The following is a 25436-nucleotide window of genomic DNA, read 5'->3' on the forward strand; positions in this document are numbered from 1 at the left end:
ACCTGGCAAGACCAACCCCGCTGGATCCTCGATCCCAATAGCTCGATCCTGAAAAGCCATGCTACGCAACCGTTTCTACACGCTATCCGCCTCCTGCCCCGACCAGGTGGGCATCATCGCCAGGGTATCCGGCTTCATCGCCGAACACGGCGGCTGGATTCTCGAATCGAGTTTCCATTCGGATGTGCTGACCAGCCGCTATTTCATGCGCATCGAGATCAAGGCCGATTCACTGCCTTTCCTGCTCGCCGAATTCCGCGAACGCTTCGCCAACGAAGTCGCCGATCCGCTGCAAATGACTTGGCAGATCAACGATAGCGCGGTCAAGAAACGGGTCGTCATCCTGGTGTCCAAGCAGGAACACTGCCTCTACGACCTGCTGGCGCGCTGGCAAGCCAAGGAACTGGACATCGAAATCCCCTGCGTCATTTCCAACCACGACACCTTCCGCGGTTTCGTCGAATGGCACGGCATCCCTTTCCATCACCTGCCGGTCACCGCCGACAACAAGAAGGGGTCCTACGCCGAAATGGCGCGGATTTTCGATGATGTGCGCGGCGATACGATGGTCCTCGCCCGCTACATGCAGATCCTCTCGCCGGAACTGTGCGATGCGCTGCCCGGCAAGATCATCAATATCCACCACTCCTTCCTGCCCAGCTTTGCCGGCGCCCGGCCTTACCACCAGGCCTACGAGCGCGGCGTCAAACTGATCGGCGCAACCTGCCATTACGTGACCAGCGAACTCGATGCCGGGCCGATCATCGAGCAGAACGTCATCCGCATCGACCATTCCGATTCGCCGGAAGACATGGTGCGCTACGGCAAGGACATCGAAAAGACCGTGCTGGCCCGTGGCTTGCGCTATCACCTGGAAGACCGGGTGCTGGTCCATGGCAATAAAACCATAGTCTTCCGCTAGACCATGCTGATCCGCCGCGACAGATCGCTGCTACTGCTCGTCGATATCCAGCAAAAGCTGGCTCCGGCGATCTTCGCCGGCGATGCAGCGATTGCCAACAATGTCCGCCTGCTTGCCGGCGCCCGGCAACTGGGCATACCGCGCTTCGTCTCCGAACAGTATGTGCGCGGACTCGGCGCCAGCGTCGCGGCGATCCGCGATGCGGCGGGCGATGCCCGGTTTTTTGAAAAAATGCATTTTTCCTGCACCGGCGAACCCGGGGTCATCGAGATGCTGCGCGCCACCGGCCGCCGGCAGGTCATCCTGACCGGCATGGAAACCCACGTCTGCGTGCTGCAAAGCGCCTTCGGCCTGATTGAGGCCGGCTTTACCGTTTTTCTCGTCGCTGACGCCGCGTCGTCGCGCACAGCGGAAAACCGCTCGGCCGCCATCGAGCGGATGCGGGCCGGCGGCGTCCATATCGTCACCACCGAGATGGTCCTCTTCGAGTGGCTGCAGCAGGCCGGTACCGACGAGTTCCGGACCCTGCTCCCGCTGATCAAGTAACTCCCAATAAAAAACGGGCACCCGAAGGTGCCCGAAAGGAGAGAGACTGCGGTGTTGCTTAGTGGTGGTAGGCGGTTTCGCCGTGCGAGGTCAGGTCGAGGCCTTCGCGCTCTTCCTCTTCCGGCACCCGCAGACCGATCACGATATCCACCAGTTTGTAAGCGACGATCGAGACGACACCGGACCAGACGATCACGGTACCGACACCCCAGATCTGGCTGATCACCTGAGCAGTCATGTCGTAGGCGCCAACCGCGTTGGCGACGTAGTCATAGACGCCCGTACCGCCCAGGGCCGGGTCAGCGAAGACACCGGTCAGGATGGCACCGAGGATGCCACCGACACCATGCACACCGAAGACGTCGAGCGAGTCGTCGGCACCGAGCAGCTTCTTCAGGCCATTGACGCCCCACAGGCAGACCACACCAGCCAGCAGGCCGATGATGATGGCGCCCATGACACCGACGAAGCCAGCCGCCGGAGTGATCGCCACCAGACCGGCAACGGCGCCGGAAGCAGCACCCAGCATCGAAGGCTTGCCTTTCAGGATCCACTCAGCAAACATCCAGGAGAGTGCAGCGCAGGATGTCGCAACCCAGGTGTTGACCATGGCCAGAGCAGCACCGCCGGAAGCTTCGAGGGCGGAACCGGCATTGAAGCCGAACCAGCCGAACCACAGCAGCGAAGCACCGATCATCGTGAAGGTCAGCGAGTGCGGGGCCATCGAGACATTGCCCAGGCCAGTCCGCTTGCCGATCATGTAGGCACCGACCAGACCGGCCATCGCGGCGTTGATATGCACCACGGTACCGCCGGCGAAGTCGAGCGCGCCCTTCTGGAACAGGAAGCCGGCCGTCTTGCCAGCCGCTTCACCGGCTGCCGCATCGATGTAGGCATCCGGACCAGCCCAATACCAGACCATGTGCGCCATCGGGATGTAGGACAGCGTGAACCAGATCACCATGAAGACCAGAATCGCGGCGAACTTGGCGCGTTCGGCAAAGGAGCCGACGATCAGGCCGCAGGTGATGGCGGCAAAAGCGCCCTGGAAGACGACGTAAGCCAGTTCGGAGATGTTCACACCCTTGGTGAAGGTAGCCGCCACGGAATCAACCGTGACCCCCTTCAGGAAGAGCTTGTCCAGCACACCGAAGAAGGCATTGCCTTCGGTAAAGGCAGCGGAGTAGCCGTAGATCACCCAGAGGACCGAGATCAGCGAGAAGGTGACGAAGACCTGCATCAGCACCGACAGCATGTTCTTGGTGCGGACCAAACCGCCGTAGAACAGGGCGAGGCCGGGAATGGACATCAGGATGACCAGCGCAGCGCTGATCATGACCCAGGCGTTGTCACCCTTGTTGGGCGGAATCGGCGCTGCGGCAGGAGCGGCAGCGGCCGGAGCAGCCTCCGCAACAGCGGCGGGAGCGGCGACGGCATCAGCGGTTGCTGCCGGGGCAACGACAGCGGCAGCCGCTACCGGTTCGGCAGCCTTTTCTTCGGCCCAGGCCGGTGCGCCGAATGCGACGGCACCAACGACGGCCAGCAATGCGATCAAGCGTTTCATGGTGCGCTCCTTACAGGGCATCGGTGCCGGTTTCACCGGTCCGAATGCGAATGACTTGTTCGAGGTCGAAGACGAAAACCTTGCCGTCGCCGATCTTGCCGGTACTGGCCGATTTTTCGATGGCTTCAATGACCTGCTCGATCTGGTCGGACTTGACGGCGGCCTCGATCTTCACTTTGGGCAGAAAATCGACGACATATTCAGCGCCCCGATACAGCTCGGTATGCCCTTTTTGCCGGCCGAACCCCTTCACTTCGGTAACCGTGATGCCTTGCACGCCGATGGCGGACAAGGCTTCACGCACTTCGTCAAGCTTGAACGGCTTGATGATGGCGGTAACGAATTTCATGATGAGTATTCCTCACAAGATTGACATTTTTGGTTCCCCCGCTGGCACCGGCCGGGACACCGGCGGGGGAAGGTAAAGTACTTAGAAAGAGCGGGAAACCGAGAGGACGGCGATGCCACGACCGGCATCCTTGGACTTGCTGCCGAGGGTGCCATTGGCATTCAGCGAGTTCGAGAAGCAGTAGAACTCAGCCGATCCGCAATCGCCCTTGGCGCTGGTACCGACGTAGGAAGCGCCAACCACCCAGCCGCTGAAGTCCTTGGTCACGCCAACCTTCCAGTCGGTGTAATCGATCTTGTCGGACCCGGTGGTGCCCGAGTAGCGATAGTCCTTGGCGAACAGATGACCAACGTGGCCGTTGACACCCCAGCCGCCGCCCAGATCATAGTTGGCGCCGAAATCGAGGTAGCTGGTGCCGCTCGAGTCGGGCAGAGAGAAATAGTCGGTGACGGCGTAGGAGTACTTGAGGGAGAGGAACTTCCAGCTCAAACCGACATAGATCTCGCCATTGTCGACGGTGCCGTTGACGGTCTTGCCCAGATTCTTCGAATTGGTACGGGAAAGCGGCGAAGCGTTTGAGCCCGGGTAGTAGTAGTACAGGCCGCCAACGTCGATCCCAAAGTCACCGACAGCGAACTTGTAGCCACCGTAGAAGTCCATTTCAATGTTGCCTTCCGGGAAACCGGCGCCGGAAGAAACGTTGGAGTTCCAGTTACCGGCATAGAAGCCGCTGGAGTGCGAGTAATCAAAGCCACCTTGCACAGCCGGCTTGCCGAAGGTTTGATCGATGCCACGGAAACGGTAGCTGGAGAACACACCGACGTTGGCGGTCAGGGTATGCGGGCTGGCTTCGGCCTCGGCGGCCGGAGCGGCGGTTTGGGCAAAGGCCGGAACAGCAAAGGCGCCAAACAGAGCCAGGGCAATAATGGATTTCTTCATGGTTTATCTCCTGTAGAACGGGTCAAATGCAAAACTTAATTTGTGCAGGACAGCAATAGCAGAAGGCGTGCCAGATGGAATTTTTGATTGAAATCATATGTTTTGCCTTGTTACTGTAGATGCTGCGCCAGCTTTACGCACCAAAATCGTGCGGTTACAGATCGTCACGCACCACGCACGAGCAATGCTTGAAAAGGGCCGGTTTGGACCCTGTGTTACAGTGTCGCATCTCGGAGGAACACCATGCTCGACCCAAAAATCCTGGAAGATTTCGGCGCCAAAATGAGCGCGCTGCTGGCCAATTCACCGGCCAAGGACATTGAAAAGAATGCCAAGGCCGTGATGAGCGGCGTATTTGCCAAGCTCGATCTGGTCACCCGTGAGGAATTCGACGTGCAGGCCGAAGTTCTCGCCCGTACCCGGGCGAAACTCAAGGATCTGGAAGCCCGCGTCGACGCGCTGGAAAAAGCCCGCGCGGGCCAGTAGCCCAGCATGGCGCTGGCCATCGCTCACAGCCGCGGGCTGGACGGCCTAAACGCGCCGCCGGTCACGGTCGAAGTGCATCTCGCCAGCGGCCTGCCGAGTTTTACACTGGTCGGCCTGCCCGACACCGAGGTCAAGGAAGCACGCGACCGGGTGCGGGCCGCCATCGTCAATTCCGGTTTTGAATTTCCGAGCAAACGGATCACTGTCAATCTGGCGCCCGCCGACCTGCCCAAGGAATCCGGCCGCTTCGACCTGCCGATCGCCATCGGCATTCTGGCGGCCAGCAACCAGACGTCCGGCAAAGCACTGGCCGACTACGAGTTCGCCGGTGAGCTTTCGCTCTCCGGCGAATTGCGGCCGATCCGCGGGGCGCTGGCCATGGCCCTGCAAACCGCCGGCAACGGCAAGGCTTTCATCCTGCCCGAAGCGAGCGCCCGGGAAGCCGCCTTGACCGGCGCCGGCGAGATCCTTTCGGCCACCTCGCTGCTCGCCGTCTGCGCCCATCTGTCGGGGCAGGCCCTGCTGCCAACCGCCGTTGCGGAAGCCGGCGAAAACCTGCCGGTTTTCCCCGACCTGACTGAAGTACGTGGCCAGGCCCAAGCCAAGCGGGCTCTGGAAATTGCCGCGGCCGGCAATCATTCGCTGCTGATGGTCGGCCCGCCGGGCTCCGGCAAGTCGATGCTGGCGGCTCGCCTGCCGGGCCTGATGCCGGCGTTGCACCCGGCAGCAGCCAAGGAATCGGCGGCAGTCCTGTCGCTGGTCGGCCAGTTCCAGCCGGCAGCATTCGGCGTTCGCCCCTATCGCCAGCCGCACCACACCGCGTCGGCCGTCGCCTTGGTGGGCGGTGGCAATCCGCCGCGCCCGGGCGAAATCAGCTTGGCGCATCAAGGCGTTCTGTTCCTCGACGAGCTGACGGAGTTCGACCGGAAAGTTCTGGAAACCCTGCGCGAGCCCCTCGAAACCGGGCGTATCCACATCGCCCGCGCCGCCCGCCAAGCCGAGTTTCCCGCAGAGTTCCAGCTGGTCGCGGCAATGAACCCGTGCCCCTGTGGCTTTCTCAGTCATGGCAACGGGAAATGCCGGTGTACGCCGGATCAGATCGCCCGCTACCGCGGCAAGCTGTCCGGGCCTTTCCTCGACCGTATTGACCTGCTCCTCGAAGTACCGGCCCTGCCGGCCGAGGCGCTGACCGGCAAGGCCGATGGCGAAAACTCGGCGACCGTCCGGGTCCGCGTCGAAACGGCACTGGCTCGCCAGATGGCACGCCAGAACAAGGTCAATGCCCGACTGAACGCCAGCGAAGTCGATATCCACTGCGAGCCAGACGAAGCCGGGAGCAAGCTGCTCAAGCAGGCGACGACCCAGCTCGACCTGTCGGCCCGGGCCTGGCACCGGATACTCAAGGTCGCCCGGACCATTGCCGACCTGGCCGGCAGCGACGCCATCCGCGCCGCCCACGTCGGCGAAGCCATCCAGTATCGCCGGTTTGCCCGTGGCTGAACGGGAAAGCCGGGCCAGCACGCGCGGCATCGCGCTGCTTCTGGCAGCGCTGTCGGCCCTCGGGCCGTTTTCGATCGATGCCTATCTGCCCTCCTTCCACGACATCGCCAACAAACTGGGAGCCAGTCAGATCGAGGTGCAGCAGACGCTGTCGGCTTATCTGCTCGCCTTCGCCGTGATGACCCTGTGGCATGGCGCGATTTCCGATCGTTTCGGCCGCCGCCGCGTCATCCTGATCGCCCTCGGCCTGTTCGCACTGGCCTCGGCCGGCTGCGCCTTCGCCACGCGCATCGAACAACTGTGGTTCTGGCGGGCCATGCAGGGGATCACGGCCGGCGCCGGGATCGTCATCAGCCGGGCGATCGTTCGCGACCTGTACGACGGTGCCTCGGCCCAGCGCCTGATGTCGCAGATCACCATGATGTTCGCGCTGGCCCCGGCCATCGCCCCGGTCATCGGCGGCTGGCTGCAGACTTTCTTCGGCTGGCGCTCGGTTTTCGCCTTTCTGGTACTGGCGACCGCCGCGCTCTGGCTGGCCTGCTGGAAACTGCTGCCGGAAACCCTGCCGCCGGAAAAGCGCCAGTCGCTGCAACCGGCCTACCTCGGCCGCACCTACTGGAAGGTCATGACCTCGCCCGCCTTCCTGTTCGCCTGCGCCGCGCTGTCGCTGAACTTTGCCGGATTCTTCATCTACGTGCTGTCCGCCCCGGTGTTTCTGATGACCCATCTCGGCCTCCCGGAAACCGGCTTTCTCTGGCTGTTCGGGCCGGCCATGGGGGGCCTGATGACCGGCTCCTGGCTGTCCGGCCGGCTGGCCGGAAAACGCTCGTTGAGCCAGACCATCGCGCTGGGCTACGGCGTCATGATCGTCGCCGTCAGCATCAACCTCGGCCTCAACCTGACGCTGCCGCCAGCCTTGCCATGGAGCGTCCTGCCGCTCTTCGTCTACACCACCGGCATGGCGCTGGCGATGCCCTGCCTGACCATCATGGCGCTCGACCCCTTCCCGGAACAGCGCGGTCTGGCCGCCTCCTGCCAGACATTTTTCCAGTCCAGCTTCAACAGCCTGGCGGCGGGGCTGATCGCCCCGGCCCTGTGGGCATCGACGCTCAACCTGGCCTTCGGCATGGCCGGCCTGATGCTGCTCGGCGGCATCGCCGCCCTGGCTCACCAACGCTCACGATTGCTGCCAGGGTAAGCCGCGGTGGCGCCAGCCGCCCAGCGTCCCGCGATGATAATTCTCATCGAGCGGCCCCTCGAAACCTTCCAGCACGTTGATCACCGTCGCAAAGCCGGCGGCTTCCAGCGCTTCGCCGGCATAGACCGAGCGGTGGCCGCTGCGGCAGATCAACAACACCGGCCGGGTCAGATCGCCCTTGACCAGGCGTTTCACCTTGTCGGCGAATTCCGGGTCGATATCCCAATCCGGCGCCTCCTGCCAGGCGACATGCTCGGCCCCGACCGGATGGCCGACGTACATGTGCTCGATTTCCGTCCGACAATCGACGAGTATCGCCTCCGGCCGCTGCTGCAACAGGGCATGGGCGGCACAGGGATCAAGTTGCTGCATGGTTTTTCCGAAAATAAGGAACGGCCGATATTATGAAAGCAAGGCAGCGGAAACGGAAACCATCGAGGTTTTGACAATCGCCCCGCTTGCCGCATTACAGTATTCCCCTCCCCGCCAAACTTCGGAGCCTTCATGAAACTGTCCGCCTGGATCACCACGGCCGCCGCGGCCCTTGGCGCCGCCCTGCTGCCGGCCTGCGATATCGTCAATCTGCCGCAGATCAAACCCGGCCAGACCACCGCCGCCGAGGTGCGCAGCCGCATGGGCGAACCGGGCTTCGAGCACTGGAATGACGATGGCACGGCGACCTGGGAATACAGCCGGCAGCCGATGGGCGTGCATTGCTACATGATCAGCTTCGACCGCCAACAGGTTGTCAGCAAGATGGAACAGGTGCTGACCGAGGCCAACTATGCCCGGGTACGCGACGGCATGGCCAAGGATGATGTCCGCCGCCTGCTCGGCGCCCCGGCGTCCAAGGTGGTTTTCGACAATCTGAAGGAAGAAATCTGGGAATGGCGGGTCGAAGGCATGCCGCCCAGCGAGGAAACCTACTTCATGGTGCATTTCGACACCGGCCACGGCGGCGTCAAGAAGACCTCTAAACGCATGGCGATGAAAGGCTAAATAAATCAAGGCACTTGGCAGTCCGGACGGCGGACAGTAAACTACGCCTTCTGCCGAGGAGCGCTGCGACCCTTTCAGGGGCCAGGCTCGGCAATGATCAACGGCGCTCGCAAACCCGAAACCGGTTTGTGGCGCCGTTCGTTTTTGCGGCGTCCCCGGTGTGTTTCCGCTTTGCCGAGGTGATCATGATGCAACCCGACCGTACCGCCGAACTCTCCACCCTGCTCGCGCAGCGCCTGCTTATTCTCGATGGCGCCATGGGCACAATGATCCAGCGTCACGGCCTGCAGGAAGCGGATTATCGCGGCGAGCGGCTGAAGGATCACCCGCACGACCTGAAGGGCAACAACGACCTGCTGGTCATCACCCGGCCGGACGTCATCGGCGGCATTCATCGCGGCTATCTGGAAGCCGGGGCCGATATCCTCGAAACCTGCACCTTCAACTCGACCTCCGTTTCGCAGGCCGACTACAACCTGAGCGAACTGGTCTATGAGCTGAACTTCGAGGGCGCCCGGCTGGCCCGTCAGCTGTGCGACGAATTCACCGCCGCCAACCCGGCCAAGCCGCGCTTCGTCGCCGGCGTCCTCGGCCCGACCAGCCGCACCGCCTCGATCTCGCCGGACGTCAATGACCCCGGCTACCGTAACGTCAGCTTCGACGAGCTGGTCGCCAACTACATCGAGGCGATCACCGGCCTGGTCGAAGGTGGCGCCGACATCCTGCTCGTCGAAACGGTGTTCGACACGCTGAACGCCAAGGCCGCGCTGTTCGCCATCGATACCTTTTTCGAGCGCGCCCAGCGCCGCTGGCCGGTGATGATTTCCGGGACGATCACCGACGCTTCCGGCCGCACGCTGTCCGGCCAGACCGCCGAAGCCTTCTGGAATTCGCTGAACCACATCAAGCCCTTGTCGTTCGGCCTGAACTGCGCGCTCGGCGCCAAGGAACTGCGCCAGTACGTCGAGGAACTGTCGCGCGTCTGCGACTGCTACGTCTCGGCGCACCCGAATGCCGGTCTGCCCAACGCCTTCGGCGGTTACGACGAAACGGCCGAGATGCTGGCCGACGAAATCGAAAGCTGGGCGCAGAGCGGCATCGTCAATATCGTCGGCGGCTGCTGTGGCACCTCGCCCGAGCACATCAAGGCGATCGCCGAACGCGTCGCCGCGGTCGCCCCGCGCGCCGTGCCGGTAATCGAAAAGAAGCTGCGCCTGTCCGGTCTCGAACCGTTCAATGTCGGCGCCGATTCGCTCTACGTGAATGTCGGCGAGCGAACCAACGTCACCGGCTCGAAGGCCTTCGCCCGGATGATTCTCGAAGGCCGTTTCGACGATGCGCTGGCCGTCGCCCGCCAGCAGGTCGAAAACGGCGCCCAGATCATCGATATCAACATGGACGAGGCGATGCTCGATTCGCTGGCCGCGATGGATCGCTTCCTCAAGCTGATCGCTTCGGAACCGGACATTTCCCGCGTGCCGATCATGATCGACTCGTCGAAATGGGAAGTCATCGAAGCCGGCCTGAAGTGTATCCAGGGCAAGGGCATCGTCAATTCCATCTCGATGAAGGAAGGCGAAGCCAAGTTCATCGAACAAGCCAGACTGGCCCGCCGCTATGGTGCCGCAGTGATTGTCATGGCCTTCGACGAGCAGGGCCAGGCCGACACCTACGCCCGCAAGACCGAAATCTGCCAGCGCGCCTACAAGCTGCTGTTGAGCATCGGCTTCCCGGCCGAAGACATCATTTTCGACCCGAACATCTTCGCCATCGCCACCGGCATTCCGGAACACAACAACTACGCCGTCGATTTCATCAATTCGGTGCGCTGGATCAAGCAGAACCTGCCGCACGCCCACATTTCCGGCGGCGTCTCCAACGTTTCCTTCAGCTTCCGCGGCAACGACGCCGTGCGCGAGGCGATCCACACCGTCTTCCTCTACCACGCGATCCAGGCCAGCATGACCATGGGCATCGTCAATGCCGGCATGCTCGGCATCTACGACGATCTGGAACCGGTGCTCCGGGACAAGGTCGAGGACGTTGTACTCAACCGCCACCCGGACGCCGGCGAGGCGCTGGTCGATTTCGCCCAGACCGTCAAGGAAGGCAAGGCCAAGGACAGCGGCCCCGATCTCAGCTGGCGCGAGCAATCCGTCGAGAAGCGCCTGGAACATGCGCTGATCAAGGGCATCACCGATTTCGTCGTGGCCGACACCGAGGAAGTGCGCGCCAAGCTGGAAGCCGAAGGCAAGCCGCCGCTCGCCGTCATCGAAGGCCCGCTGATGAACGGCATGAACCACGTCGGCGACCTGTTCGGCGCCGGCAAGATGTTCCTGCCCCAGGTCGTCAAATCGGCCCGCGTCATGAAACAGGCGGTCGCCCACCTGCTGCCCTACATCGAGGCGGAAAAGACCCGCACCGGCCTGGGCAGCAAGGGCAAGATCCTGATGGCCACGGTCAAGGGCGACGTGCACGACATCGGCAAGAACATTGTCGGCGTGGTGCTCGGCTGTAACGGCTACGACGTCGTCGACCTCGGCGTCATGGTCAGTTGCGACAACATCCTGAAGGCGGCGCTCGAGCATCGCGTCGACATCATCGGCCTGTCCGGCCTGATCACGCCCTCGCTCGAGGAAATGGCCCACGTTGCCAGCGAAATGCAGCGCCTGAAGATGAAGCAGCCGCTGCTCATCGGCGGCGCGACGACCAGCCGCGCCCACACCGCGATCAAGATCGCCCCCAACACCGAAGGCGCCGTGGTCTACGTGCCGGATGCCTCGCGCGCCGTCGGCGTCGCCACCAAGCTGCTGTCGATCGACCAACGCGACGGCTATATGGCCGAGATCGTCGCCGAATACGAAACCGTGCGCGCCGAACACGCTGGCCGCAAGGGCGCCACGCTGGTCACGCTGGAAGAAGCCCGGGCCAACCGTTTCACGTGGAACGGAGCGTACACACCGGTCGCGCCGCAACAACCGGGCCGCCACACGCTGACGCTGGACCTCGCCAAGCTGGTGCCCTACATCGACTGGTCGCCCTTCTTCCAGAGCTGGGATCTGGCCGGCCGCTACCCGGCCATCCTGCAAAACGACGTGGTCGGCGAAACCGCCCGCCAGCTGTTCGCCGACGCCCAGGCGATGCTGGCCAAAATCGTCGATGAAAAATGGCTGACTGCCAAGGCAGTGTTCGGCCTCTACCCGGCCCGTGGCAACAACGAAGACATCATCATCTACGGCGATGAAAGCCGGCAAAGCGAATTGACCCGCTGGGTCGGCCTGCGCCAGCAGCACAAGCAACCTAAGGGCCGGTTCAACGTCGCGCTGGCCGACTATGTCGGTGAGCAGGACTACGTCGGCGCCTTCGCCGTCACCGCCGGTCTCGGCATCGACGAACACGTCGCCGCTTTCGAAAAAGCCAATGACGACTACTCGGCGATCATGCTCAAATCGCTCGCCGACCGTTTCGCCGAAGCCGCAGCCGAATGGCTGCATGCGGAAGTACGCACTCACTACTGGGGTTACGCCAGCGACGAGAAACTCGACGCCGACGCGCTGATCGCCGAGCAATACCAAGGCATCCGCCCCGCCCCCGGCTACCCGGCCTGCCCGGACCACACCGCCAAGCGCGAACTATTCGCCCTACTCGATGCGCCGAACACGGCCGGCATGCACCTCACCGAGTCCTACGCGATGACCCCGGCGGCAGCGGTGTCCGGCTTCTACATCGGGCATCCGGCGGCAGTCTATTTTGCGATTCCGAAGATCGGCAGGGATCAGTTGGAGGATTGGGCTGGACGCAAGCTAATGGCGGTGAAGGATGCGGAGTATTGGCTGGCGCCGTTGCTCTGATTTTGGCACTACACGGCGGTTGATTTGGTCACCTAATCGACCGTCGCTTTCCGCCCTGCTGGGCGCCTTACTTTCTTTTGCTTCGCCAAAAGAAAGTAAGGCGCCCCCGGCTTCCGCGTTGCTCGGCGCTCCACATCGGGACCCGAAAAAAACGTCTCGGCTATTTACTGCCTTGCTGTACCGGACGGGTCAGATGTACCCAAAGCTGAAGTACGTCGTATAGGAATGCTGATTATTTCATTTCTTGGTTGCGATACAGAATGCCAATCGATAGCAGTAGGCTGATATCCCAGTTATCAAGGTGGAAAGTAGTGAGAACTTGGCAAAATTATTACGTCCTATGCTGTGATTAAATCCTGCGATAAAAATCCCACTTGCGATGACAATAAGCAGTACAACTGCAATTGTTTCTTTTCCCTTCTTTCGAATCCCTGAGACGCTATTCTCAACATCGCAAAAGAGGAACCCACCAAATAATAGGGGTATTGACGCCAGCATCAACGAGGCATGTCCCTTCGCCAAAGCAACATCAAGGTTGGTGAGGCGTTCAATCCGATTGACCGAAGGGATGAACTTGCCAAAGTTGTCATAGGCAAACTCACTGAACTCCCGTAGATGCCCATGAGACAAGCAAAACGCTGTGGCTAAACCATAAATCAGCCATGCAAAACCAAGGATGGAAAGACTTAAATACTTCTGAGATAGCTGTTCATTGCTCATTGGATTGTCACTGTCTGCATCTAGCTGAAAGTGCGCACATCATACTGTCGTGACAATGGAATACCGCAGCCCCGCTCAAGCCAAGTAGCGCAGATGACCGCGCGTAACCTTGCGCCAAACTCAACCGAAACCGCCAATAAAGCCGAGAAATCGACGAAAATCGCGCCATGAATGCCGAACAAAACGTCGACCTCACCCCCTTCAACACCCTCGCCCTCCCCGGCCAGGCCGCCCGCTACCAACGAATTACCACCCCCGAGCAGTTGACCGCGGCCAACCTGGCCAACGAGAAGCGTTTCATCCTCGGTGGCGGCAGCAATCTGGTGTTAACCGGCGATTTCCCCGGTCTGATCCTGCACATGGCGATCCCGGGCAAGCAGCTGCTAACGGAAGACGCCGAGGCTTGGTACATCGAAGCCGGCGCCGGCGAGAACTGGCATGACTTCGTGCAATGGACGCTGGCGCAAGGCTGGCCGGGCCTCGAGAATCTCAGCCTGATTCCCGGCACGGTCGGGGCTGCGCCGATCCAGAATATCGGCGCCTACGGGCTGGAAGTCGGCGAGTGTTTCCATTCACTGACCGCCTGGGATTTTGAAAAACAGGCTGTCGTCGGTTTCGACCGTGAATCCTGCCGCTTCGCCTACCGCAACAGCCTGTTCAAGCAGCAAGGCTGGCATTTGAACGGCCGGATGGCGATCACTTCGGTGGTTTTTCGTCTGCCGAAGGCCTGGCAGCCGAATATTCGCTACGCCGACGTGACCCAGCAACTGGCGGCGCAGGAAGTCGCCAGGCCGACGCCACTCGACATCGCCGCTGCGATCATCGCCGTGCGCCAGCGCAAGTTGCCCGACCCGACGCAGATTCCCAACACTGGCAGCTTTTTCCACAATCCCGTCGTCGAGGCCGGCCTGGCCGAACGGCTCGCCACCGATTACCCCGGCCTGCCGCGCTATCCGCAGCCGGATGGCCGGGTCAAGCTGGCCGCCGGCTGGCTGATTGAGCAGGCCGGCTGGAAAGGCAAAAACCTCGGACCGGTCGGCATGTACGAAAAACAGGCGCTGGTTCTGGTCAATCGCGGCGGCGCCACCGGCGCCGATGTCCTGCGCACCATGGCCGCGGTACAGGCGGCCGTCCAGGTGCGCTTCGGCGTGGCGCTTACTCCGGAACCGATATTTCTTTGACGTACAGGCAGGCAGCGATGCCGGTGGCCAGCGCATCGGCCATTCTGGCCTGACGCTCCGGATCGAGCAGCTCCAGTTCTTCTTCCCGATGCTTGATCACCCCGGCCTCGAAAAGCACGGCGGGCAGCGTCGTCCGGTAGAGAACGACGAGATTGTCGTAATACCAGACACCATTCTCGGCGTCGGCCGGAACATGCTTGCGGCTGTGCCAGGGCGTCGGAATGAAACCGGCCCGCCGCAGCACGGCGCCAATGGTCGAGGCACAACGCAGGCTGGTGGCGAGATCGGGATTCTGCGCCGAGACGAAAATGCCGAAACCACGCTTGACCTCGGTATAACTCGCCTGGCGCCCATCCCACTCCCAGAACTGCAGATAACGCTCGCTGACCGAGTCATGATGCAAGGCGATGAAGAAATCGCTGCCGACCGCCTGCAGCGGACGCTCGGCCAGACTGCCGATATCGCCGGCAAAATTGATTTCACGGACCGCCAGCCCATGGTCGATCAGGGCGTTCGCCAGCACCCCGGCGAGCTGCCGATTGAACTCGAATTCGGGGCGGCCACGCGCACTGATCGCACCACTATCCTTGATGCCGTGTCCGACATCGACAGCGACCAGCGGCGCTGCCGATAACGCTGCGGTAGACAGCCAAGCGAGGATAAAAACCAGAATGCGCAGGAAAGTCATGCGCAAATTATCGCGGCAATCTAAAATAATTTGCTTCCGGACAGACAATATTCCCCGCGCTTTCTTGCCGCCTGTTGTCTGCCAACCCTGTCATGAGCAAACGGCAAGCCGATTTCGCCATGGATTGGCTCCCCCGCCAGAAAGCGCATAGCAATGACGAACGAGAAGAATCTGCCACGCGGCTCAACCGCCCACCAGCCCGACCTGAGCTGGAGCCAGGTCCGCGAAACGGTGCTGATGCTGGAACTGGCCGCCGTCCAGATCGAATCGGCGATGAAGGATAGCAACGCCTCAGTCGAAGTATTGGCGGACTCCTTCACCACCATGGCCGGCTACATGCGGATGATTTCCGACACCGTGCAGACGCTGCCCGACCAGGGCGAGGTCGGCGTCGCCAAACAAAGCCTGAGCGGCGTCTCCGATCATGTCGCAGGCATGGTTAACCAGGCCATCATCGCCTTTCAGTTTTACGACAAACTGGTCCAGCGTCTGGCCCATGTCGGACTCAGCCTTGGCGACCTGAGCAATCTGGTCGGCGACAGCCGCCGTCTGTTCAATCCCGGCGAATGGGTCGACCTGCAGCAAAAAATCCGGGGCAAATACACGACCCGCGAGGAAATCGCGATGTTCGATGCCGTCATACAAGGCATGCCGGTGCAGGAGGCCGTAGACAAGTTCATGGCCGACATGAAAGACAAAGGCGACGATATCGAACTCTTTTGAGGCCGGGGACAGCGCCCCCCCCCGGCACCCGCTCAAAAATCGCTGGCCGCTTCCCAGACGATATTGGCCTTGGCACCGCCGCGTGCGGTGCGCTCCAGCATGTCGATCAGCGGCCAGGCCCGTTGGCCGAACACCACGACCGGAACTTTCTTGCCGTTGGCATCTTCGACATCCTCGGGCGGCGGCCCTTCGGCGCGCTTCACCGCCTGCCGCAACAATTCGGCGGCTCCGGCCATTTCGGCCTGGGTAAAGGCGCCACGCGCCGTCGTTTCCTTGCCGATGGCCTGCAACAGATCCTTTGCCGCATCGGCAAACATCAGTATCTCGCCGGTCTCGCTCGAATCAAATCTAACTAGCATATTTTTTCCTTCCGTTGCCCAGCTTCCGGTTGTCAGAACGTCCGGCCTTAATGCAGAATGGGGCGATAACGGAGACAACCAATGAGCGTAGATACTACAGCCAATCCCTTCCAGTCGGGAACAGACGAAAACGAACGTCTGGCCCTGGAAGAATGTGTCAAGCGTCAGCGTTACGACCGCCGCGTTTCCGTATTGATCCTGCCGGCCGGGCATTGCGAACTGGCCACTGAAATTGCCCATCTTGGCGCCCAGGTAACTGCGGCGGATACGCCTGCCAAGCGGCACGACATCGAAGGGCGGATTCTCGCCGGCGGCCTGCGCGACAATGTTTCCTACGCCGCCGGCGAAATAACCAACCTGCCGGACGATCTGCCGGGCGAGCCTTTCGACATCGTCGTCCTCCGCCGCGGACTGTGCAGCATGCCCTACGAGCAGGCGCGCAGCGTCGTCCGCCAATTGCTGTTGAAGCTGAAGATCGGCGGCAAGCTCTACATATCCATTCTCGGTCTCCATTCGGAACTGGGCGATGGCTACGCTGGCGGCGAACAGCTGGTAGAACAGCGCTTCACCGAGCTTTCCCCGAGCGTCGCGAAAAAATACGGAATCACCCACCCAGTCTGCCTCTACAGCGAACGCAACCTGTTCATGCTATTGCTTGACGCCGGGGCCAGCGTATTGCGCACGCTGACCACCACCTACGGCAATGTCAAAGGCGTTGCCGTGCGGGTTTGAACTTGCGTCTCGGAGTTGACCTTGGCGGCACGAAGATCGAGATCATTGCGTTGGCAGACGATGGTCGCGAATTGCTGCGCCAGCGTATTGCGACACCGCAGGGCGATTACCGGGCGACGCTGCGGGCGGTTGCCGGACTGGTGGAAAATGTCGAGCGCGAAACAGGTCAGCACGGCACGCTCGGCATCGGCATTCCCGGCGCCGAATCGCTGGTCACCGGCCTGATCAAGAACGCCAATTCGACCTGCCTGATCGGCCAGCCGTTGCGACACGATCTGCAGACATTGTTGCAGCGCGAGATCCGACTGGCCAACGATGCCAACTGCTTTGCCCTGTCGGAAGCCGTCGATGGCAGCGGGCGGGACGCCGCGACCGTCTTCGGCATCATTATCGGAACCGGGGTCGGCGGCGGCATCGTCATCGAGCGCCGGGTGCTGACCGGTGCCAACGCCATCGCCGGCGAGTGGGGCCACAATCCGCTGCCGCTACCGGCCACCGACGATTTGCCGCTGCCGCCCTGTTACTGCGGGCGAGCCGGCTGCATCGAAACCTATCTTTCCGGCCCGGCCCTGGCGGCCGACCATTTGAGGCATACCGGCCAACAGCTCGATACGGCCTGCATCGAAGCGCGGGCGACGGCCGGCGATACGGCCTGCGAAGCGACCCTGCGGCGCTACGAAGACCGGCTCGGTCGAGCGTTGGCTGGCGTCATCAACATCCTCGACCCCGCGGTCATCGTTCTCGGCGGCGGCCTGTCCAACATCTCCCGCCTCTATCGCAATCTGCCCGCCTGCTGCACGCCGCACGTTTTTTCCGATGTTTTGTGCACCAAAATCCTCCCGCCGACACATGGGGATTCCTCGGGGGTGCGGGGCGCAGCGTGGTTGTGGGATTGATGGCAAAATCCGCCAACCATGGCAAAAATTTCATTATTCGTCGGCGGCATCCGGCCGCTCCCTGAATCCGGTCGACCGACCGGCATTTACAAACAGCCGGTAACGGCGCCGCTCGATCTCGGCCGCGAAGGCTTCGTCGGCGACCAGCAGGCCGACCGCCGGGTGCATGGCGGTCCGGAAAAGGCGGTCCATCTCTATCCGGCCAGCCACTACCCGCGCCTTGCCGCACACTTTCCCGGCGCGGCGGCGCAGCTCGTGCCCGGCAGCCTGGGCGAAAATATCTCGGTCGCCGATCTCGCCGAAAACGATGTCCGGATTGGCGACATCTGGCAACTGGGCAGCGCCCGTCTGCAGGTCTGTCAGCCGCGCAACCCGTGCTGGAAAATCGACGAGCGTTTTGCCACCGACGGCATGGCCGCCTTCATTGCCGAACATCGGCTGACCGGCTGGTACTGGCGGGTGCTGCAAACCGGCCGGGTGGCGCCGGACGACCAGTTGCAACTGCTTCAGCCGGCAACGACCGCCCCGACGCTGGCCGAAGCGATGCAACTCTGGCAGTCGCATCGCCCGGCCCTGGCCGACCTGGAACGACTGGCGGCAACCCCCGGCATCGCCGAACATTGGCGGCAAAAAATTGAACAGCGGGCCCGCTGGCTTCGCGACAATTCGGGCAGCGCCCCGCCTCCGACGACGTTCCACGTGAAACCGGAGCAAGCGTGAGGTACCCCGCCACCCGAGGCCTGTGGCTCAGGCTTTTTCTGCCGTTTGCCGCCGGTTACTTTCTCTCCTACCTCTACCGCACCGCCAATGCCGTCATCGGCCCGGTACTGGCCCATGAACTTAGCCTCGGCGACAACGCGCTAGGCCTGCTGACCAGTACCTACTTCCTCGCCTTTGGCGCCGCGCAGTTGCCGCTCGGCATGCTGCTCGACCGCTTTGGCCCGCGCCGGGTGGAAGCCGCGTTGCTGGTGATCGCCGCCAGCGGCGCCGCCGTTTTCGCGCTGTCCGATGCGCTGGGCGGCCTGGCGCTCGGTCGGGCGCTCATCGGCCTCGGGGTTTCCGCCTGCCTGATGGCTTCATTCAAGGCTTTTGCCCAGTGGTTCCCGCCCGAACGGCAGGCTTCGCTGACCGGCTGGATCATGGCCGCCGGCGGTCTGGGGGCGCTGGCCGCAGCGAAACCGCTGGAACTGGCGCTCGGCTTCGTCAGCTGGCGCGAAATCGCTCTCGGGCTGGCCGCTGCGACGCTGGCGGTTGCGGCGATTATCTGGTTCGTCGCACCGGACAAGGAAAGCGAAGAAAAAGGCACGGGCATCTTCGCCCAGCTGGCTGGCGTCAAGGCGATCTATTCAAGCCGTCACTTCTGGCGCTACGCCCCGATGGGCTTCTGGTTTACCGGCGGTTTCATGGCCGTGCAAGGGCTCTGGGCTTCACGCTGGATGGCGGTGCTCGAAGGCATGGATGGCGCGGCGATCGCCCTGCGCCTGACCTGGATGAGCGGTGCGATGCTGGCCGGCTTCCTGTTCATGGGGTTTTTCGCCACCGCGCTGGTGCACCGCGGCATCAAGCTCGAAAAGATCTATCTCGGCGCCATGCTCGTCGCCGTTGGCCTGCTGACCCTGATCTGCGCTCTGCCGAACTTTGCCGGCGGCCTGTTGTGGCCTTTGCTCGGCATCTGCTTTTCGCTGTCCAACGTCTCTTATTCGCTGGTCGCCCAGGCTTTTCCGCCCGCCCTTTCCGGGCGCGCCAATACGGCGCTCAACCTGCTCGTCTTTGCCGGCGCCTTCGGCCTGCAATGGGGCATCGGCGGGCTGGTCGGCGCCTTGCAGGCCGCCGGCTGGGCGAGCGACGCGGCTTTCCGCGCCGCTTTCGTCACGCTGTTAGGCGGCCAGTTGCTCGCCCTCGGCTGGATGTTTCTCTCCCGCCGGCGGGGCTGAGACAGCCAGGTCGACCTGCTGCATCTGGCCGACCTCGCCCGCTTCCGACAGATAGAGTCCGGCCGCCCGGATCTGGCCGAGCAGTTCATTGGCGCCATTCTTCAGCGAGAACGGGGCGTCTACCGCCCCCGTAAAGAGGGCACCGACGCCCCGCTCGGCCAATGACTGGAAGCTGTCGCCCGACCACACGGCAAGCTGTTTGAAGGCCTCGTCAGCCTCGTCGATCCAGCCGTTATGATCGCCGTCGAGCTGTGCCAGATCGGCAAAGCCGTTGCCGCTGGCCACCCCGAACAGCTCGCTGCCGTTATCGGCCTTGCCGTTACCGTTGCGGTCGAAGACGAGAAAACCGCTGCCGGAGCCAAGACCGGGAATCTGTTCCGGCGTGCCGTCGGCATTCAGGTCGAAGGCAATGCATTCCTCGGTCAGCTCGCAGGACTTGCCGTCAAAGCTGAGTACCAGGGGGTCGCGCAAGGCGACCGTACCGCTCTCCTCGCTGCTCTTCTCGCTGTGGTATTCGCGTGCCATGTCGACGGCGTAATTGAAATCGATCTGCCGCCCGTCGCAGGTCTTGACCATGCCTTTGCCGCAAACGGTGGTCTTTTCCGATTCGCTGACGGTTTCGGTGCTGCTGCGTTGCCAGCTGATCTCCGGGCGCCTGGTCGGCACTTCCTGCCCCTGGGCCGGCAACGCATCGCTGGCGGCAAAGTCTGCCTCGTATTTTTTGCCATCCATTGCCGCCATGATGGCGTCGATCAGCGATTGCAGCAGCTTCTGGACGCGCTGCTCGGCCGTCTCCTGCGCCGCGTTCTGCGGCACGGCCAGACTGGTGAAGACCTGCCGGAAGCTCTGCACCGTGTTGATTTCCAGCGTTTGCGTCCGGCTGGCTTCATGGCTGGCCGAGAGTTGTACCGTCGATTCCTGAATTTTCATGACGCCCTCCTTGCAGTTAATGGGATGACCACTCTGCAAGGGCCGTGCCGGTCAGAACTCCAGCGGATCGACTTCGATATGCCAGCGCAGCTTCGACGGCGCCTTGAGGCCTTCGATGGCTTCCCGCCAGCGCGGCAGAAAGGCTTGCAGGGCCGGGCGGGAGGCGGATTCGGCGAGCAACTGGCCGCGTTCCAGGCTGGCCAGACGGGAGAGCTTCATCGGCACCGGATCGTAGATCATCACGTTGTCGTGTTCCGGAATGACCGGCAAGGCGGCCGCGGCTTTCAGGAAGGCGATAGAGTCGGCCATCGCCGGCGCTTCGGCGCGCAGCATCGCCTGGAAGGCATAGGGCGGAAAACCCGCCTGCTCACGCTCCTTGAGCATGCTCGCGGCAAAGCCCGGGTAGTCGTGGGCGACCAGCGCCGAATACAGCGGATGATCCGGATACTCGGTCTGGACCAGCACCTCGCCTTTCAGTTCGGCCCGCCCGGCGCGCCCGGCCACTTGCATCAGCTGGGCGAAAAGCCGTTCCGGGGCGCGCCAGTCGGCGGAAAACAATGCCGAATCGGCGCCCAGCACGCCGACCAGCGTCAGCTTGGGGAAATCGTGGCCTTTGGCCAGCATCTGCGTACCGACCAGAATATCGGCGTCGCCGCCATGGATGCGCTCGAGCATCACCTCCCATTGCTTGCGGCTCTTCACCGAATCGCGGTCGACACGGATCACCCGGGCCGCCGGGAATTGCTCCTGGACCCAGCCTTCGAGGCGCTGGGTGCCGCGCCCGAACGGATGGATATCCTGGTTGCCGCAGGTCGGACAGGCCTTCGGCACGCGATGTTCGAAGCCGCAGTGGTGACAGCGCAAACGCTTATCGGCCAGATGCAGCACCATGTTGGCCGCACAACGGGTACAGCGCGAGATCCAGCCGCAAGCGGTGCACGCCAGCACCGGCGCATAGCCGCGCCGATTGAGGAAGATCAGGCTCTGCTCGCCACGCTCCAGCCGGGCCGCGATGGCGGCGATCAACGGCTCGCTGACGCCTTCCTTGAGCACCATGCGGCGCGTGTCGAGCATTTTCACGCTCGGCAAGGTAGCCTCGGGATTGGCCCGTTCGCGCAGCTTGATCAAGCCATAGCGCCCGCTCTGCGCATTGGCCCAGGATTCCAGCGCCGGCGTCGCCGAACCGAGCAGGATCGGAATGCCCAATTGGTGGGCGCGGAAGACGCCGATATCGCGCGCCGAATAGCGCATGCCGTCCTGCTGCTTGAAGGAGGGGTCGTGCTCCTCGTCGATGACGATCAATCCAAGATTCGGCATCGGCGTGAAGATCGACAGCCGGGTCCCGAGCACGATGCTCGCCTCGCCGGCAAAGGCCGCCCGCCAGTTGCGCTCGCGCGCAGCCTCGGCGAGTTCGCTGTGCAGCGAGACGACGCCGGTTTCCGGAAAGCGCGCCCGGACCCGCCCTTCGAGCTGGGGCGTCAGGTTGATTTCAGGGACCAGCAGCAGAACCTGCCGACCTTCGGCCAGCGCCCGCTCGATCAGACGCAGATAAACCTCGGTCTTGCCGCTGCCGGTGATGCCGTAGAGCAAGTGGGCGGAGAAACCGGCGGCCGGATCGATGGCCGCAACGGCGAGCGCCTGCTCGGCAGTCAGCGCCGGCCGGGCGATCGGTTGCGTTGGACGGCTGGCCCGCGCCTGGCGCCGGGTCGGCGGCACGACCCGTTTCAGACCGACCGGCAAGGCCTGCAGCACGACTTCGCCGAATGGCGCCTGGTAATAGGTGCTGGCGAAATCGCAAAGGGCGAAGAAATCGCGCGGCAGGGCCGGCAGATCGCGCAGAATTTCGCCGGCGACTTTCAGCTGATCGAGCGGCCAGTCGCTGTCATCGGCGACCTCGACGATGACGCCGATTTTTTCCGAGCGCCCGAACGGCACGCGAACGCGGAAACCGAAGTCGGCGATCGATGCCTCCGGGGCGAGGTAATCGAAGAGGCGGTGCAACGGCAAATCGAGAGCGACGCGTAAGACAGGCATAAATTTGCCGGCGGGGGCCGTCGTATCTCCGAAATTTGGTGAAAAACCCTGTGTTTACACGGTCGTTTGATTTACCCACAAAAGCTGTGGATAACTTTGTGGATTTCTCTGGTAAAACTGCGCTAAGCCACGGGGTTTAAAGGAATTTGTCACTTTGCCGAAATATTGGGCAAGAAGACAATCCTTTTGTTTTCAATTACTTGAGCAAGTTGTGAACTGTCAAGCAGATTTCAGGAAATTTTCTTGGCGGGATGCAGAACTCTGTGCATAAGTAAAGAACTGCAGCCCGCTTATAGGTATTACTTTCGTAATAAACGACTGTGGCTATGGACCGCTTCGACCAGGGCATTGACGCTATCCGGCGGCGTGAATTGCGAAATACCGTGGCCGAGGTTGAAGACATGCCCGGTATTCCCCGGCCCAAAGCTGTCGAGCACCTTGCGCGCTTCGGCGGCGACGATCTCCGGCGTGGCGAACAGCACGTTCGGGTCGAGGTTGCCTTGCAGCGTCACCTTGTCGCCAACCCGCCGGCGAGCTTCGCCGATATCGATGGTCCAGTCGAGGCCCACCGCATCGCAACCGATGTCGGCGATCTTTTCCAGCCACAGACCGCCGTTCTTGGTGAACACGATGCTCGGCACGCGCTCGCCGTCCTTTTCCTTTTTCAGGCCGGCGACGATGCGTCGCATGTATTGCAGCGAGAACTCCTCATAGGCCGCCGCCGACAGCGAGCCGCCCCAGGTGTCGAAGATCATCACCGCCTGGGCGCCGCTGTCGATCTGGGCGTTCAGGTAGGAAATGACCGAGTCGGTGGTCACCGACAGGATGCGGTGCAGCAGGTCCGGGCGCTTGTAGAGCATCCCCTTGATGTAGCGGAAGTCACTCGAGCCCTGACCCTCGACCATATAGCAGGCGAGCGTGTAGGGGCTGCCGGAGAAGCCGATCAGCGGCACCGAGTTGTCCAGGGCGCGACGGATTTCGACCACGGCGTCCATCACGTAGCGCAGATGGTCGTAGGGATCGGGCGCGGTGAGGTCGTTGATTGCCCATTCTTCGCGCAGCGGGCGCTCGAACTTCGGGCCCTCGCCTTCGGCGAAATAGAGGCCGAGACCCATCGCATCCGGCACCGTCAGGATGTCGGAGAACAGGATCGCGGCGTCGAGGTTATAACGGGCCAGCGGCTGCAGCGTCACTTCGCAAGCCATGTCCGGCGACTTGCACAGATTCAGGAAATTGCCGGCGCGTTTGCGCGTTTCGCAGTATTCCGGCAGATAACGGCCGGCCTGACGCATCAGCCAGAGCGGCGTGTATTCGGTCGGCTCTTTGAGAAGGGCGCGCAGGAAGGTATCGTTCTTGGGTCGGCTCACAGGGGCACTCCGCCAGAAATTCGGAAAGGCGGAATTATCCGCCTTTCCGCGTTGCAGGTCACTTACGCCAGAAGGCGGGGGTCAGTACGACGAGCAGCGTGAAGATTTCCAGCCGGCCAAGCAGCATGGCGAAGATGCAGACCCAGGTCTGGAAGTCTTCCAGCACCTCGTAGGTCGTCGATGGGCCAACCACCCCGAGGCCCGGGCCGGTGTTGTTGACGCTGGCGACAATCGCCGTGAACGCAGAAATGATGTCCAGCCCGGTAAAGGTCAGGACCAGGGTGAGCGAAACAATGCTGACCATGTACATGAATGCGAAGGCGAGAACCGCGAACAGAACGGGTTGCTGCGCCACCTGACCGCCGATGCGGACGTTATAGACGGCATTCGGGTGCATGGCACGGAGCAACTCCCGGTAGACCTGCTTGTAGAGCAGCAGGGCGCGCATCATCTTGATCCCGCCGCCGGTCGATCCGGCGCTGGTCACGAAACTGGACAGGAACAGCATCCACAGCGTGGCAAAGATCGGCCACTGAGCGAAATCGACACTGGCGTAACCGGTGGTCGTGGCAATCGAGACCAGGTTGAAAGCGACATGGCGAACGGCGACATTCAGATCGGCATAGGCCCCATCCTTCCAGATGTAGATGGCGACCACGAGAATGCTGAGCAAGGTCACGCCAAGGAACCATCCAGCTTCTGGATCCCGGAGGTAGGGACGAAGTGAGCGCCCGCTAACGGCGAGAAAAAGCGTCCCGAAGTTCATCCCGGCAATCAGCATGAAAACGATCGCCACGAACTCGATGGCCGGCGAATCAAAATAGCCGAAGCTGGCGTCGTGGGTCGAGAAACCGCCCAGTCCCATCGTCGAAAAGGCGTGGCAGACGGCATCGAACCAGCTCATGCCCGCCCAGCGAAAGCCGAGGATACAGGCCAGCGAGACACCGAAATAGACCAGCCACAATCCCTTGGCCGTTTCGGCGATACGTGGCGTCAACTTGGCGTCCTTCATCGGCCCCGGCGTTTCCGCCTTGAACATCTGGCGGCCGCCGATGCCGAGCAGCGGGAGGACGGCGATGGCCAGCACGATCAGCCCCATACCGCCCACCCAGACCAGTTGGTGACGCCAAAGGTTGATCGACATCGGCAGCGAGTCAATGTTGCTCAGCACTGTCGAACCGGTGGTGGTCAGCCCCGATACCGTTTCGAAATAGGCATCGGTATGACTGATGCCAAGATGAAGCATCAACGGAATCGCCGCAAAAGCCGGCAGGACCGACCAGACCAGTACGACCATCAGGAATCCGTCGCGGATGTTCAACTCGCGCTTGCAGCGGCGATAGCGATACCAGAGGAAGGCGCCGCACAGCATGGTCAGGGCAAAAGCCTCGTCATAAGCCGATTGCGCGCCGTCGTTGGTGACGTAGGAGGTGATCAACGGCGCCAGCATGGTCAGCCCGAAGAGCATGATGATCATGCCCAGCGCACGATAAACCGGGGCAAAACGCGTCATGGCAG

General features: G+C 62.2%; 24 protein-coding genes and 1 riboswitch. Of the genes, 13 read left to right on the forward strand and 11 right to left on the reverse strand.

Features of this window, described 5'->3' with window-relative positions; all coding sequences use genetic code 11:
* Nucleotides 1-58: 58 nt before the first annotated feature.
* Nucleotides 59-922 carry a formyltetrahydrofolate deformylase gene (purU, locus tag ACLIKD_RS18350; RefSeq protein ID WP_226417854.1) on the forward strand — a complete coding sequence of 288 codons (864 nt, stop codon included), beginning with the start codon at nucleotides 59-61 and terminating at the stop codon, nucleotides 920-922.
* A 3-nt stretch (nucleotides 923-925) separates the two neighbouring features.
* On the forward strand, nucleotides 926-1468 hold the full coding sequence (locus ACLIKD_RS18355) for a hydrolase (RefSeq protein ID WP_428826156.1): 543 nt from the start codon (nucleotides 926-928) through the stop codon (nucleotides 1466-1468).
* A 58-nt stretch (nucleotides 1469-1526) separates the two neighbouring features.
* On the opposite strand, the gene ACLIKD_RS18360 is transcribed toward ACLIKD_RS18355, so the two are convergent.
* The 3 genes from ACLIKD_RS18360 to ACLIKD_RS18370 form a co-directional block, all read right to left on the reverse strand.
* Entirely contained in the window at nucleotides 1527-3032 is a 1506-nt protein-coding gene (locus ACLIKD_RS18360) for an ammonium transporter (protein WP_428826157.1), read from the reverse strand.
* Between the two features lie 10 nt (nucleotides 3033-3042).
* Nucleotides 3043-3381, reverse strand: coding sequence for a P-II family nitrogen regulator (gene glnK, locus ACLIKD_RS18365; RefSeq protein ID WP_226417851.1), 339 nt, complete (start codon nucleotides 3379-3381; stop codon nucleotides 3043-3045).
* An 81-nt stretch (nucleotides 3382-3462) separates the two neighbouring features.
* Nucleotides 3463-4320: a TorF family putative porin gene (locus ACLIKD_RS18370; RefSeq protein ID WP_428826158.1), complete on the reverse strand. Its 858-nt coding sequence runs from the start codon at nucleotides 4318-4320 to the stop codon at nucleotides 3463-3465.
* A 243-nt stretch (nucleotides 4321-4563) separates the two neighbouring features.
* On the opposite strand from ACLIKD_RS18370, the gene ACLIKD_RS18375 reads away from it, so the two are divergent.
* The 3 genes from ACLIKD_RS18375 to ACLIKD_RS18385 are packed head-to-tail and all read left to right on the forward strand — an operon-like array spanning nucleotide 4564 to nucleotide 7504.
* Nucleotides 4564-4806, forward strand: a complete 243-nt coding sequence (locus ACLIKD_RS18375) for an accessory factor UbiK family protein (RefSeq protein ID WP_428826159.1) — start codon at nucleotides 4564-4566, stop codon at nucleotides 4804-4806.
* Between the two features lie 6 nt (nucleotides 4807-4812).
* Nucleotides 4813-6306 (forward strand): YifB family Mg chelatase-like AAA ATPase, encoded by a 1494-nt coding sequence (locus ACLIKD_RS18380; protein WP_428826160.1) that lies wholly within the window; start codon nucleotides 4813-4815, stop codon nucleotides 6304-6306.
* The gene (locus ACLIKD_RS18385; protein WP_226417847.1) at nucleotides 6299-7504 is read left to right on the forward strand and encodes a multidrug effflux MFS transporter; all 1206 of its coding nucleotides are present in this window, start codon (nucleotides 6299-6301) and stop codon (nucleotides 7502-7504) included. The genes ACLIKD_RS18380 and ACLIKD_RS18385 overlap by 8 nt, the downstream gene beginning before the upstream one ends.
* Here ACLIKD_RS18385 and ACLIKD_RS18390 read toward each other — a convergent pair.
* Complete coding sequence (locus ACLIKD_RS18390) at nucleotides 7484-7876, reverse strand: rhodanese-like domain-containing protein (RefSeq protein ID WP_428826161.1); 393 nt, start codon at nucleotides 7874-7876, stop codon at nucleotides 7484-7486. The two genes, ACLIKD_RS18385 and ACLIKD_RS18390, sit on opposite strands and share 21 nt — an antisense overlap.
* A gap of 132 nt (nucleotides 7877-8008) precedes the next feature.
* Here ACLIKD_RS18390 and ACLIKD_RS18395 point away from each other — a divergent pair, with 132 nt between their 5' ends.
* Together ACLIKD_RS18395 and metH are read left to right on the forward strand one after the other, a co-directional pair.
* Nucleotides 8009-8503 (forward strand): outer membrane protein assembly factor BamE, encoded by a 495-nt coding sequence (locus tag ACLIKD_RS18395; RefSeq protein WP_226417845.1) that lies wholly within the window; start codon nucleotides 8009-8011, stop codon nucleotides 8501-8503.
* A gap of 49 nt (nucleotides 8504-8552) precedes the next feature.
* Nucleotides 8553-8619, forward strand: a riboswitch (S-adenosyl-L-homocysteine riboswitch).
* A 72-nt stretch (nucleotides 8620-8691) separates the two neighbouring features.
* Entirely contained in the window at nucleotides 8692-12354 is a 3663-nt protein-coding gene (gene metH / locus ACLIKD_RS18400) for a methionine synthase (RefSeq protein WP_428828358.1), read from the forward strand.
* A gap of 237 nt (nucleotides 12355-12591) precedes the next feature.
* On the opposite strand, the gene ACLIKD_RS18405 is transcribed toward metH, so the two are convergent.
* Nucleotides 12592-13074, reverse strand: a complete 483-nt coding sequence (locus ACLIKD_RS18405) for a hypothetical protein (RefSeq protein WP_428826162.1) — start codon at nucleotides 13072-13074, stop codon at nucleotides 12592-12594.
* A 167-nt stretch (nucleotides 13075-13241) separates the two neighbouring features.
* On the opposite strand from ACLIKD_RS18405, the gene murB reads away from it, so the two are divergent.
* Complete coding sequence (murB, locus tag ACLIKD_RS18410) at nucleotides 13242-14255, forward strand: UDP-N-acetylmuramate dehydrogenase (RefSeq protein ID WP_428826163.1); 1014 nt, start codon at nucleotides 13242-13244, stop codon at nucleotides 14253-14255.
* Here the strand turns inward: murB and ACLIKD_RS18415 are convergent.
* On the reverse strand, nucleotides 14230-14943 hold the full coding sequence (locus ACLIKD_RS18415; protein WP_428826164.1) for an N-acetylmuramoyl-L-alanine amidase family protein: 714 nt from the start codon (nucleotides 14941-14943) through the stop codon (nucleotides 14230-14232). The two genes, murB and ACLIKD_RS18415, sit on opposite strands and share 26 nt — an antisense overlap.
* A gap of 153 nt (nucleotides 14944-15096) precedes the next feature.
* Between ACLIKD_RS18415 and ACLIKD_RS18420 the strand changes: the two genes are divergently transcribed.
* Nucleotides 15097-15666 (forward strand): hypothetical protein, encoded by a 570-nt coding sequence (locus ACLIKD_RS18420; protein WP_226417841.1) that lies wholly within the window; start codon nucleotides 15097-15099, stop codon nucleotides 15664-15666.
* A 32-nt stretch (nucleotides 15667-15698) separates the two neighbouring features.
* Here the strand turns inward: ACLIKD_RS18420 and ACLIKD_RS18425 are convergent, their stop codons facing one another.
* Nucleotides 15699-16025 (reverse strand): DUF1840 domain-containing protein, encoded by a 327-nt coding sequence (locus ACLIKD_RS18425; RefSeq protein ID WP_428826165.1) that lies wholly within the window; start codon nucleotides 16023-16025, stop codon nucleotides 15699-15701.
* An 81-nt stretch (nucleotides 16026-16106) separates the two neighbouring features.
* Between ACLIKD_RS18425 and ACLIKD_RS18430 the strand changes: the two genes are divergently transcribed.
* The 4 genes from ACLIKD_RS18430 to ACLIKD_RS18445 are packed head-to-tail and all read left to right on the forward strand — an operon-like array spanning nucleotide 16107 to nucleotide 19587.
* Nucleotides 16107-16757 (forward strand): hypothetical protein, encoded by a 651-nt coding sequence (locus ACLIKD_RS18430; protein WP_428826166.1) that lies wholly within the window; start codon nucleotides 16107-16109, stop codon nucleotides 16755-16757.
* 2 nt (nucleotides 16758-16759) lie between these two features.
* Nucleotides 16760-17653 (forward strand): ROK family protein, encoded by an 894-nt coding sequence (locus ACLIKD_RS18435; RefSeq protein WP_428826167.1) that lies wholly within the window; start codon nucleotides 16760-16762, stop codon nucleotides 17651-17653.
* A gap of 18 nt (nucleotides 17654-17671) precedes the next feature.
* A complete protein-coding gene (locus tag ACLIKD_RS18440; RefSeq protein ID WP_428826168.1) occupies nucleotides 17672-18373 on the forward strand; it encodes an MOSC domain-containing protein in 702 nt (233 codons plus the stop codon).
* Nucleotides 18370-19587: an MFS transporter gene (locus tag ACLIKD_RS18445; protein ID WP_428826169.1), complete on the forward strand. Its 1218-nt coding sequence runs from the start codon at nucleotides 18370-18372 to the stop codon at nucleotides 19585-19587. The genes ACLIKD_RS18440 and ACLIKD_RS18445 overlap by 4 nt, the downstream gene beginning before the upstream one ends.
* Here ACLIKD_RS18445 and ACLIKD_RS18450 read toward each other — a convergent pair.
* The 4 genes from ACLIKD_RS18450 to ACLIKD_RS18465 all read right to left on the reverse strand — a co-directional run bounded on the left by ACLIKD_RS18450 (nucleotide 19531) and on the right by ACLIKD_RS18465 (nucleotide 25431).
* Nucleotides 19531-20517 carry a hypothetical protein gene (locus ACLIKD_RS18450; protein ID WP_428826170.1) on the reverse strand — a complete coding sequence of 329 codons (987 nt, stop codon included), beginning with the start codon at nucleotides 20515-20517 and terminating at the stop codon, nucleotides 19531-19533. The genes ACLIKD_RS18445 and ACLIKD_RS18450 overlap by 57 nt on opposite strands.
* 51 nt (nucleotides 20518-20568) lie before the next feature.
* Nucleotides 20569-22551, reverse strand: a complete 1983-nt coding sequence (locus ACLIKD_RS18455) for a primosomal protein N' (RefSeq protein ID WP_428826171.1) — start codon at nucleotides 22549-22551, stop codon at nucleotides 20569-20571.
* A 299-nt stretch (nucleotides 22552-22850) separates the two neighbouring features.
* A complete protein-coding gene (gene hemE, locus ACLIKD_RS18460; RefSeq protein WP_428826172.1) occupies nucleotides 22851-23918 on the reverse strand; it encodes a uroporphyrinogen decarboxylase in 1068 nt (355 codons plus the stop codon).
* A 58-nt stretch (nucleotides 23919-23976) separates the two neighbouring features.
* Nucleotides 23977-25431: a TrkH family potassium uptake protein gene (locus ACLIKD_RS18465; protein WP_226417832.1), complete on the reverse strand. Its 1455-nt coding sequence runs from the start codon at nucleotides 25429-25431 to the stop codon at nucleotides 23977-23979.
* Nucleotides 25432-25436 lie beyond the last annotated feature (5 nt).

The sequence above is a fragment of the Azonexus sp. IMCC34842 genome (assembly GCF_050368855.1).
Classification (GTDB): domain Bacteria; phylum Pseudomonadota; class Gammaproteobacteria; order Burkholderiales; family Rhodocyclaceae; genus Azonexus; species Azonexus denitrificans_A.

Excerpts from the sequence above, each read along its gene's own strand:
- ACLIKD_RS18430 (WP_428826166.1), top strand. The coding sequence starts at position 16,107 with ATGAGCGTAGATACTACAGCCAATCCCTTCCAGTCGGGAACAGACGAA.
- ACLIKD_RS18405 (WP_428826162.1), bottom strand. The coding sequence starts at position 13,074 with ATGAGCAATGAACAGCTATCTCAGAAGTATTTAAGTCTTTCCATCCTT.
- ACLIKD_RS18425 (WP_428826165.1), bottom strand. The coding sequence starts at position 16,025 with ATGCTAGTTAGATTTGATTCGAGCGAGACCGGCGAGATACTGATGTTT.
- ACLIKD_RS18440 (WP_428826168.1), top strand. The coding sequence starts at position 17,672 with ATGGCAAAAATTTCATTATTCGTCGGCGGCATCCGGCCGCTCCCTGAA.
- ACLIKD_RS18455 (WP_428826171.1), bottom strand. The coding sequence starts at position 22,551 with ATGCCTGTCTTACGCGTCGCTCTCGATTTGCCGTTGCACCGCCTCTTC.
- ACLIKD_RS18415 (WP_428826164.1), bottom strand. The coding sequence starts at position 14,943 with ATGACTTTCCTGCGCATTCTGGTTTTTATCCTCGCTTGGCTGTCTACC.
- ACLIKD_RS18450 (WP_428826170.1), bottom strand. The coding sequence starts at position 20,517 with ATGAAAATTCAGGAATCGACGGTACAACTCTCGGCCAGCCATGAAGCC.
- ACLIKD_RS18390 (WP_428826161.1), bottom strand. The coding sequence starts at position 7,876 with ATGCAGCAACTTGATCCCTGTGCCGCCCATGCCCTGTTGCAGCAGCGG.
- ACLIKD_RS18420 (WP_226417841.1), top strand. The coding sequence starts at position 15,097 with ATGACGAACGAGAAGAATCTGCCACGCGGCTCAACCGCCCACCAGCCC.
- metH (WP_428828358.1), top strand. The coding sequence starts at position 8,692 with ATGCAACCCGACCGTACCGCCGAACTCTCCACCCTGCTCGCGCAGCGC.
- ACLIKD_RS18395 (WP_226417845.1), top strand. The coding sequence starts at position 8,009 with ATGAAACTGTCCGCCTGGATCACCACGGCCGCCGCGGCCCTTGGCGCC.
- ACLIKD_RS18375 (WP_428826159.1), top strand. The coding sequence starts at position 4,564 with ATGCTCGACCCAAAAATCCTGGAAGATTTCGGCGCCAAAATGAGCGCG.
- ACLIKD_RS18380 (WP_428826160.1), top strand. The coding sequence starts at position 4,813 with ATGGCGCTGGCCATCGCTCACAGCCGCGGGCTGGACGGCCTAAACGCG.
- ACLIKD_RS18360 (WP_428826157.1), bottom strand. The coding sequence starts at position 3,032 with ATGAAACGCTTGATCGCATTGCTGGCCGTCGTTGGTGCCGTCGCATTC.
- purU (WP_226417854.1), top strand. The coding sequence starts at position 59 with ATGCTACGCAACCGTTTCTACACGCTATCCGCCTCCTGCCCCGACCAG.
- ACLIKD_RS18355 (WP_428826156.1), top strand. The coding sequence starts at position 926 with ATGCTGATCCGCCGCGACAGATCGCTGCTACTGCTCGTCGATATCCAG.
- glnK (WP_226417851.1), bottom strand. The coding sequence starts at position 3,381 with ATGAAATTCGTTACCGCCATCATCAAGCCGTTCAAGCTTGACGAAGTG.
- ACLIKD_RS18370 (WP_428826158.1), bottom strand. The coding sequence starts at position 4,320 with ATGAAGAAATCCATTATTGCCCTGGCTCTGTTTGGCGCCTTTGCTGTT.
- ACLIKD_RS18465 (WP_226417832.1), bottom strand. The coding sequence starts at position 25,431 with ATGACGCGTTTTGCCCCGGTTTATCGTGCGCTGGGCATGATCATCATG.
- murB (WP_428826163.1), top strand. The coding sequence starts at position 13,242 with ATGAATGCCGAACAAAACGTCGACCTCACCCCCTTCAACACCCTCGCC.